7 protein-coding genes are annotated in these 7087 nt (G+C 71.7%); 3 read left to right on the forward strand and 4 right to left on the reverse strand.

Annotated elements, in window-relative coordinates; translation table 11 throughout:
• A partial coding sequence (locus ACFC0G_RS39425; protein WP_376413601.1) for an acyl-CoA dehydrogenase family protein occupies positions 1–538 on the reverse strand: 538 nt, incomplete at its 3' end.
• Positions 539–685: 147 nt separating this feature from the next.
• Positions 686–1366, reverse strand: coding sequence for a ScbR family autoregulator-binding transcription factor (locus tag ACFC0G_RS39430; RefSeq protein WP_376413603.1), 681 nt, complete (start codon positions 1364–1366; stop codon positions 686–688).
• Positions 1367–1497: 131 nt separating this feature from the next.
• On the opposite strand from ACFC0G_RS39430, the gene ACFC0G_RS39435 reads away from it, so the two are divergent.
• Together ACFC0G_RS39435 and ACFC0G_RS39440 are read left to right on the forward strand one after the other, a co-directional pair.
• Positions 1498–2448 (forward strand): ScbA/BarX family gamma-butyrolactone biosynthesis protein, encoded by a 951-nt coding sequence (locus tag ACFC0G_RS39435; protein WP_376413605.1) that lies wholly within the window; start codon positions 1498–1500, stop codon positions 2446–2448.
• A 26-nt stretch (positions 2449–2474) separates the two neighbouring features.
• Positions 2475–3482: an NAD-dependent epimerase/dehydratase family protein gene (locus ACFC0G_RS39440; RefSeq protein ID WP_376413608.1), complete on the forward strand. Its 1008-nt coding sequence runs from the start codon at positions 2475–2477 to the stop codon at positions 3480–3482.
• Here the strand turns inward: ACFC0G_RS39440 and ACFC0G_RS39445 are convergent.
• The gene (locus ACFC0G_RS39445; protein WP_376413610.1) at positions 3454–4104 is read right to left on the reverse strand and encodes a ScbR family autoregulator-binding transcription factor; all 651 of its coding nucleotides are present in this window, start codon (positions 4102–4104) and stop codon (positions 3454–3456) included. The genes ACFC0G_RS39440 and ACFC0G_RS39445 overlap by 29 nt on opposite strands.
• A 350-nt stretch (positions 4105–4454) precedes the next feature.
• Entirely contained in the window at positions 4455–5015 is a 561-nt protein-coding gene (locus ACFC0G_RS39450) for a hypothetical protein (protein ID WP_376413612.1), read from the reverse strand.
• 364 nt (positions 5016–5379) lie between these two features.
• On the opposite strand from ACFC0G_RS39450, the gene ACFC0G_RS39455 reads away from it, so the two are divergent.
• A complete protein-coding gene (locus ACFC0G_RS39455; RefSeq protein WP_376413614.1) occupies positions 5380–6930 on the forward strand; it encodes a vanadium-dependent haloperoxidase in 1551 nt (516 codons plus the stop codon).
• Positions 6931–7087 lie beyond the last annotated feature (157 nt).

A 7087-nucleotide genomic window follows, 5' to 3' on the forward strand; every position in this document is an offset into this window, starting at 1 on the left:
TGTCGGGGTCGGTGACGGCCATCACCGTGTAGAACTCCGACTCGCCGGCGTTGGTGATCCACCGCTTGACGCCGTTGAGGACCCAGAAGTCGCCGTCACGGACCGCGCGGGTCTTCATCCCGGCCGCGTCCGAGCCCGCGTCGGGCTCGGACAGGGCGTAGGAGAACATCGCGTCGCCCTTGGCCAGCGGGCCCAGGTACTTCGCCTTCAGCTCCTCCGAACCGGACAGGATCACCGGCATCGAACCCAGCTTGTTCACCGCCGGGATCAGCGAGGAACTGCCGCACACCCGCGCGACCTCCTCGATCACGATCACCGTCGCCAGCGCGTCCGCCCCCGCACCGCCGTACGCCTCGGGCACGTGCACCGCGTGCAGGTCGTTGGCGACCAGCGCGTCCAGCGCCTCCTGCGGGAACCGGCCCTCCTCGTCCACCGCCGCGGCGAACGGCGCGATCTTCGCCTCCGCCAGCGCACGCACCGACTCCCGGAGCATGTCGTGCTCCTCGGAAGGCCGATACAGGTCGAAGTCCTTGCCCATGATGTGGAGCTCCCCTAGACGCTTGTGGCACCGATAGCGGTTGTGGCACTGAGTACCCTCAGCAAAACACACTCAGTGCCATGACGCCAGAGCGCCCCGACGCTGTTCCGCGTCGGGGCGCTCAGGGGGACCAGTCGGTCGGTTTTGTTAGTGGGGAGTGTCGGCGAGCTGGTCCTGTTCCCTGCGGAGCATGATCGCGTCGTACTCGGCACCGAGCTGCACGGCGCGGTCCGGGGTCAGTTCGAGGCTGGTCAGCAGCGCCGGCGTCACGACGCTCGGCATGTAGTGCTGGAGCAGGACCGACACCCGGTGAGCCAGGTCCTTGCGGTCGCACATGACCTGGGACATCGCCTGGACTCCCGAGAAGGCGCCGGAGAACAGCTGGGCCGAGTCCGTCACGTTCACGTGGACGAGGAGCTCCCCTCGAGCCTTCGCGACCGTCAGGATGTCCGACAGGTGGTCGATCCACGCCTGGAACGGGGCGACCCGGTCGATACTGGTGGCGCCGCTGTCCAGGGCCAGGGCGACGCTCGCGCGCACCACGGGGTCACGCTGCAGCCGGTGGGTGAGCAGGAAGGCCTGGTCCGCCAGCTCCTGGATCTTGATCGCCTGCGGTGGCAGCGGCACGTCGAGCATCTGGGCGTCGAGCACGCCGAGGGCGAGGTCTTCCTTGGAGGCGAAGTGGAAGTACAACGCTCCCTTGGTCACCCCGGCGCGCACCAGGATCTCCCCGATGGTGGTCCGCTCGTATCCACGCTCCGCGAAGACGGTCGCGGCCGAATTCAGGATCGCCCGTCGGGTTCTGATTGCACGCGCTTGCTGTGCCAAGGCGGCGCCTCCTGCTGTCTCGCTGTCTGTGCTCACCGTGTGACGTGAAGCATTGAAAAGAAAACCGGGCTGTACGTATTCTAGGCTGGGTGGAAAATCTGCCCAGGGGCGTGGGGACGCAAGGGGGAACCATGGATCAGAGCGATGGGGGAACGGTGACACACGTCCCCGGAGAGTTCGTGCACCGAGCCGATCCCGCGGACATCATCCCCACGGGCTGGACGCAGCTGCGGGAGAATCGTTTCTCGGTCTCCGCCGCCTGGCCTGCCGCGCATCCCTTCTTCTCCCCGGTGGCAGGGGACCGGCACGACCCCGTTTTGGTGGCCGAGACAATACGTCAGGTCACCATGCTCGTCGCTCATGCCGAACTGGGGGTACCCGCGGACGATCAGTTCGTCATGTGGAGCCTTTCCTACAGCGTCGACGCCGACGCGCTGGCGGTCGACGGCCGCGCCTCGGACGTCGGCATCGACGTCGTCGTCTCCGACGTGAAGAGCCGCGGCGGCAGGCTCCGGAGCCTGCGGACCACCATGGTCCTCACCTGCGAAGGCCGGCTGCTCGGTACCGGCGGTGCCGTGACCAGCTGCATGTCCACCCCGGCGTACCACCGCGTCCGGGGCGAGCGGATGGAGGCGCTCGGCCGCCCGGTCCCGCTGATACCGGGAGTCGCCCCGCACCTGGTCGGCCGCGAGGACTCCAAGGACGTCGTCCTCGCCCCGGGCACCAGACCGGGCCAGTGGCAGCTGCGCATCAACACCGGCCACGCCACCCTTTTCCGCCGCCCCAACGACCACGTACCGGGAATGGTCCTCGTGGAGGCCGCCCGGCAGGCGGCGACGATGGTCCTCGGGAGCGGCACGTACCTCCCCACGGTCATGGACGTCTCCTTCGCGCGGTACGCGGAGCTCGACAGCCCGTGCTGGATCGAGGCCGAGATCGCGCCCGCCTCCGACCCCTCGGTGACCACCGTCCGGGTCGAGGGCCGCCAGGACGACCGGTCCGTCTTCTCCTGCACGCTCACGTCCCCGTCCCGGGACCTGGCGGTGGCCGCGGGCCGTCTCGACAGCCGCCTGGCCGGCTGAACCGGACCGGGAAGGCCCGCGACACCATGGCTCCTCGCGTTCTGATCACCGGCACGACCGGATTCATCGGCCGCCGGGTGGCGGCGACGGCGGCGGCACGGGCGGACCTCGGGCACCTCAGGCTGCTCACCCGATCTGCCGCGACGGTCGTCTCGACGGTCGTCTCGACGGGGGAGGAGCCGGCGGGGTACGCCGGTCCCGTGACCGGTCCCGTGACCGAGACCGTCACCGGTGACCTCCGCGATCCCGACTCCCTGCGCCGGGCCTGCGAAGGGGTCGACGTACTGATCCACTGCGCGTCGGCGATCGGCGGGGACGAGGAGCTGCTCCGCGCGGTCAACGACGACGGGACCCGGACCCTGGTCGACGCGGCCGTACGCGCTGGGGTGACCCGGATCGTCTCCCTCAGCACCGCCTCCGTCCACGGCCGGGGTCCTTTCCGGGCCGCCGCCCCCGGCACCCTGCCGCTCGCGCCGGGCTCCGCGACCAGCCGTACCCGGGCCGCCGCCGACGGGCACGTCCTCGACGCGGGCGGGACGGTACTGCGACCCCACCTCGTGTACGGCACGGGCGACGTGCGGGTGGTCCCCGGCCTTGTCGGGCTGCTCGCGGCCCTGCCCGGCCCCCTCGACGCCGGCGCCTCGCTGCACTCCGTGATCGACGTGGACAACCTGGCGGGCGTCCTGCTCGGCGCGGCGCTCTCGCCGCGGACGGAGGCGGGCCCGTACTACGTCGACCACCCCGAACCGGTGCCGGTCGCGGAGCTCCTCGCGCCCTGCGAGGAGCTCCTGTCGGCGCGGACGGACCGGCCCCGGGCAGGGGCGGTGGACCTGGCCGAGGCGTACGACCTGCTGGCGGGCCACCCCTACGGCCGCCACCACCTCGCCATGCTCGCCACCGACCACTGGTTCGCCGACGACCGCCCGTGGCGGGAGCTCGGCTGCGCGCCGGGTCCGGGGTTCACCGCGGGATTCCCCGGCCACGCGGAGTGGTACCGGGACCTCCTCACCCGACCGGGTCGAGCGAGCGGGTGATCACGGCGGCGGTGCCCGCCGGTTCCAGGCCCGCGAGTGCCTCGGGGGCCGTGAGGGTCGGCAGCAGGGTCCGCCACAGACCGGTGACGGTGTGGGGGGAGAGCCACTCGCCGCTGTCCTGACACAGGGTCACCAGACCGACGGTGGCGGCGACGACGGTCCGGGCGAGGTCCTGCTGACGGCCGATGCCGGCGGCGAGGAGGCCTTCGTCGGCCGCCTCCGCGAGCCGCTGCTGGACGCAGCTCTGCCATTCCTGCCGCAGGTTGAGTTCCGTACGGCAGTCGTTCGCGCAGCTGAGCCGGAAGCCCGCCCGTACGACGATGTCCTGGCGGAACAGGCGGGCGAGCGCGTGCGTGGTGTCCGCGAGGTTCTGCAGGGCGTTCGCCCGGTGGCGGTAGGCGATCCGGGCGGTCCGGCGCAGTGTCGTGCAGGCCGCGTCCTCGACGGCCTCGGCGATCGCCGCCTTGTTCTCGAAGTGGAAGTGGAGCGCCCCGGGGCTGACGCCGGCTCCCAGACTGATCGCGGACAACGTGGCCAGGGCGTAGCCGTGCAGGTCGAACTCCGCGGCCGCTGACCTGATCAGCGCGTCGCGGGTCCGAGTGCCCCGCTCTTGTTTGGTCACCAACGGCTCCCGTAGCACCATGCGTCGTAGCGGCACGAGCTTGCGCCCCGTCGCGCCGTACCACCCGACGTCCTTAAACCGACTGATTGGTATTCTACGAGCTTTCGTAGGGATCCAGGGCGCATCGGTGTTGTCGGGTGTACCTACCCATCGAGGGCGTGCGCATGCGCTGTTGAGGGGCCGTGAGGGGACGCGAGAGGGGCCGCTAACAAACCGTTGGGAAGGTTTGTTGGTGAAGCGTCAGCGACAGAGGGGTCGGCGCCGAAGGTGTCGTACTTCCTGGTGGCCATGGGCCGATCCTGGCTCTCGCCGGACAGGGTGCCCGGCGAAACCAGGGGGGCGGGGAGCGCTCAGGTGCGCGGCCGGGTCGTCACCACCACCACGCCCGCCAGCAGCACCACGTTCTTGACGACGAACTCGCCCACCAGCGTGAGCAGGAGCGGGTTGGCGTGGGCGAACGCGGCGCCCGGGGTGAGGACGAGGACCGCGAAGGTGCCGCACAGGTGGGCGGTGAGCACCGGCAGGGCCGCGGCCTGTGCGCGCCCGGACACCAGCCAGAGGCCGAGCGCCACCTCGCCCCAGCCGAGCGCGGGGACGAACCAGTCGCCCGCGGGGAACGGCAGGACGGCGACGACGAGCGCCGCCGCCGGGCTGGAGCCGATGACCTTGAGGACACCGAACCAGACGAACACGCCGCCGAGGCCGGCCCGGAGCATGGTCAGGCCGTGCGCGTGCAGCCGCGGGGCGATCCGGTCGAAGCGGTCCAGGAGCGACAGCGGGGCGGAAGAGGCGGCGGGAGCGGCGGCGGAAGAGGCGGCTGGAGAGGGGGCGGAACGCGGGGCGGAAGGCGGGGCGGAGGGTGACGTCGAGACGGGCGTGGCGGACGGTGTCACCTGGGGGGAAACGGTCATGCGCGGGCATCTCCAACGCGAGTCGATGCGGGCCGGCGGTGCCGGGCGGAGTGGGCCGGGGCCGTCGTGCGAGCCGGGGCCGTGGGTGCCGTGCGGTGCCGAGCGGGGCGTGACCGGGCGGTGGACCGCTCGGATCACGCCGAAATCACGGCAGGAGGGGCGGACGCCGTCGCTCACGCTAGCCACGTCCCGCGCACCCTCGCATTGCCCATCGCTTCCTTGCATACCCGCGATGCAAGAAGTCGATCGACCGTTGCCGGACGCGATCATTTCTCGCCAGCCTGAGCACTGTTCGAGTTTGTGTTTGATCCACGGACCCGGACCGCGTCCATCCGCTCCCGGCACCCTGCGAAGGAATCCACGGATGTCCCACCGACCCGCCGCCCCCGCCTCCACCACCGCCCCCGAGGCCCGCACGGCCCTCACCCGGCGCCGGGTGCTCACCACGACCGCCGCCGCGGCCGGGGTGCTCGCCCTGCCCGGCACCGTGGCATGGGGCGTCCCCACGAGCTTCGAGGCGGAGACCCGCACGGGACGCCGCGCCCCCGGCGCCGTCACCGACATCAGCGTCGTCATCCGCTGGAACCAGGCCGCGATGGACGCGATCCTCGGCCGCTACCAGGCCGCCGGCAACCGCTTCGGCCCCGCCACCGTCAACGCCCGCGCCCTCGCGATCATCCACAACGCGATCTACGACGCCTGGGCGTGTTACGACCGCTGTGCCGTCGGCAGCCGGTTCGGCGGCTCCCTGCGCAGGCCCCGCGCCGAGCGGACCCTCGACAACAAGAACGAGGCCATCAGCTACGCGGCCCACCTCGCCCTGCTCGACCTGTACCCCGAGTACAAGGTCGCCATCGACTCGATGCTGCGCAGCCTCGGTTACGACCCCGAGCTCACCGCCCCCCGCCGCAACAGCCCCGCCTGGATCGGCCGCCGCACCGCGCAGGCCGTCCTCGACTACCGGCACGGCGACGGCGCCAACCAGCTCGGCACCCCGGCCTACACCGACACCACCGGCTACCAGGCGCGCAACACCCCGCAGACCGCCGGCGCCTTCGACCCGTCCACGGTGACGGACCCGGCGCACTGGACCCCGCTGATCGTGAACGGCAAGACGCAGCGCTACCTCACCCCGCAGTTCGCGGTGATGAAGCCCTTCGCGCTGAGCCGCCCCGACCAGTTCACGGTGCCCGCCCCGCCCGCGTACCCCTCCGTCCGGATGACCGCCGCGATCCAGGAACTCCTGGACATCAGCGCCCAGCTGACGGACGAGCAGAAGGCGATCGCCGAGTTCTGGCTCAACGACGACGTCACCCCGCCCGGCGCCCAGCAGATGTGGGGACGGTACGTCTCCGCCCGCGACGGCTACGGCGTCGACGAGGACGCCCAGCTGTTCTTCGGCCTCAACATGGCCGAGTGCGACGCCGCCATCGGCTCCTGGGCGGTCAAGGCCCAGTACGACTTCGCGCGCCCCTCCACGCTCATCCCGTTCGACCGGCGCGGGCAGCAGGTCCAGTCCTGGGGCGGCCCCGGTCAGGGCACCGTCACCATGGACGGCCTCGACTGGCAGGCGTACGTGGCCGTTCCGCCGTTCCCGGCGACCGTCTCCGGGCACAGCACCTTCTCCGGCGCGGCCGCCGAGTTCCTGCGCCGCTTCACCGGCTCGGACTCCTTCGGCGACTCGTACCGCTTCAAGGCCGGCGCGTCCACGGTCGAGCCCGGCCTCACCCCGCGCACCGACGTCGTCCTGCACTGGCCGACCTTCAGCGAGGCCGCCCAGCAGGCAGGCATCTCCCGCGTGTACGGCGGCATGCACTGGAGCTTCGACAACGAGCCCGGCATCGAGATGGGCCACAACATCGGCAAGGTCGTGCACCGGCAGGCCATGCGCTACTTCACCGGCGCCCACCGCTGATCCGCCTGGTGCCGATCGCCCACCGCTGATCCGCCCACTGCTGATCCGCCCGTCGGCGGCCGACGCGCGGTCGGGCGCCCCGGCCCCCCCCCCCCCCCCCCCCCGCGGGGGGGCACCCGGTGCCGACAGCACCCCAACCCCCCCCGGGGCGCGGCGG

It is taken from the genome of Streptomyces sp. NPDC056169 (assembly GCF_042268445.1).
Lineage (GTDB): Bacteria > Actinomycetota > Actinomycetes > Streptomycetales > Streptomycetaceae > Streptomyces.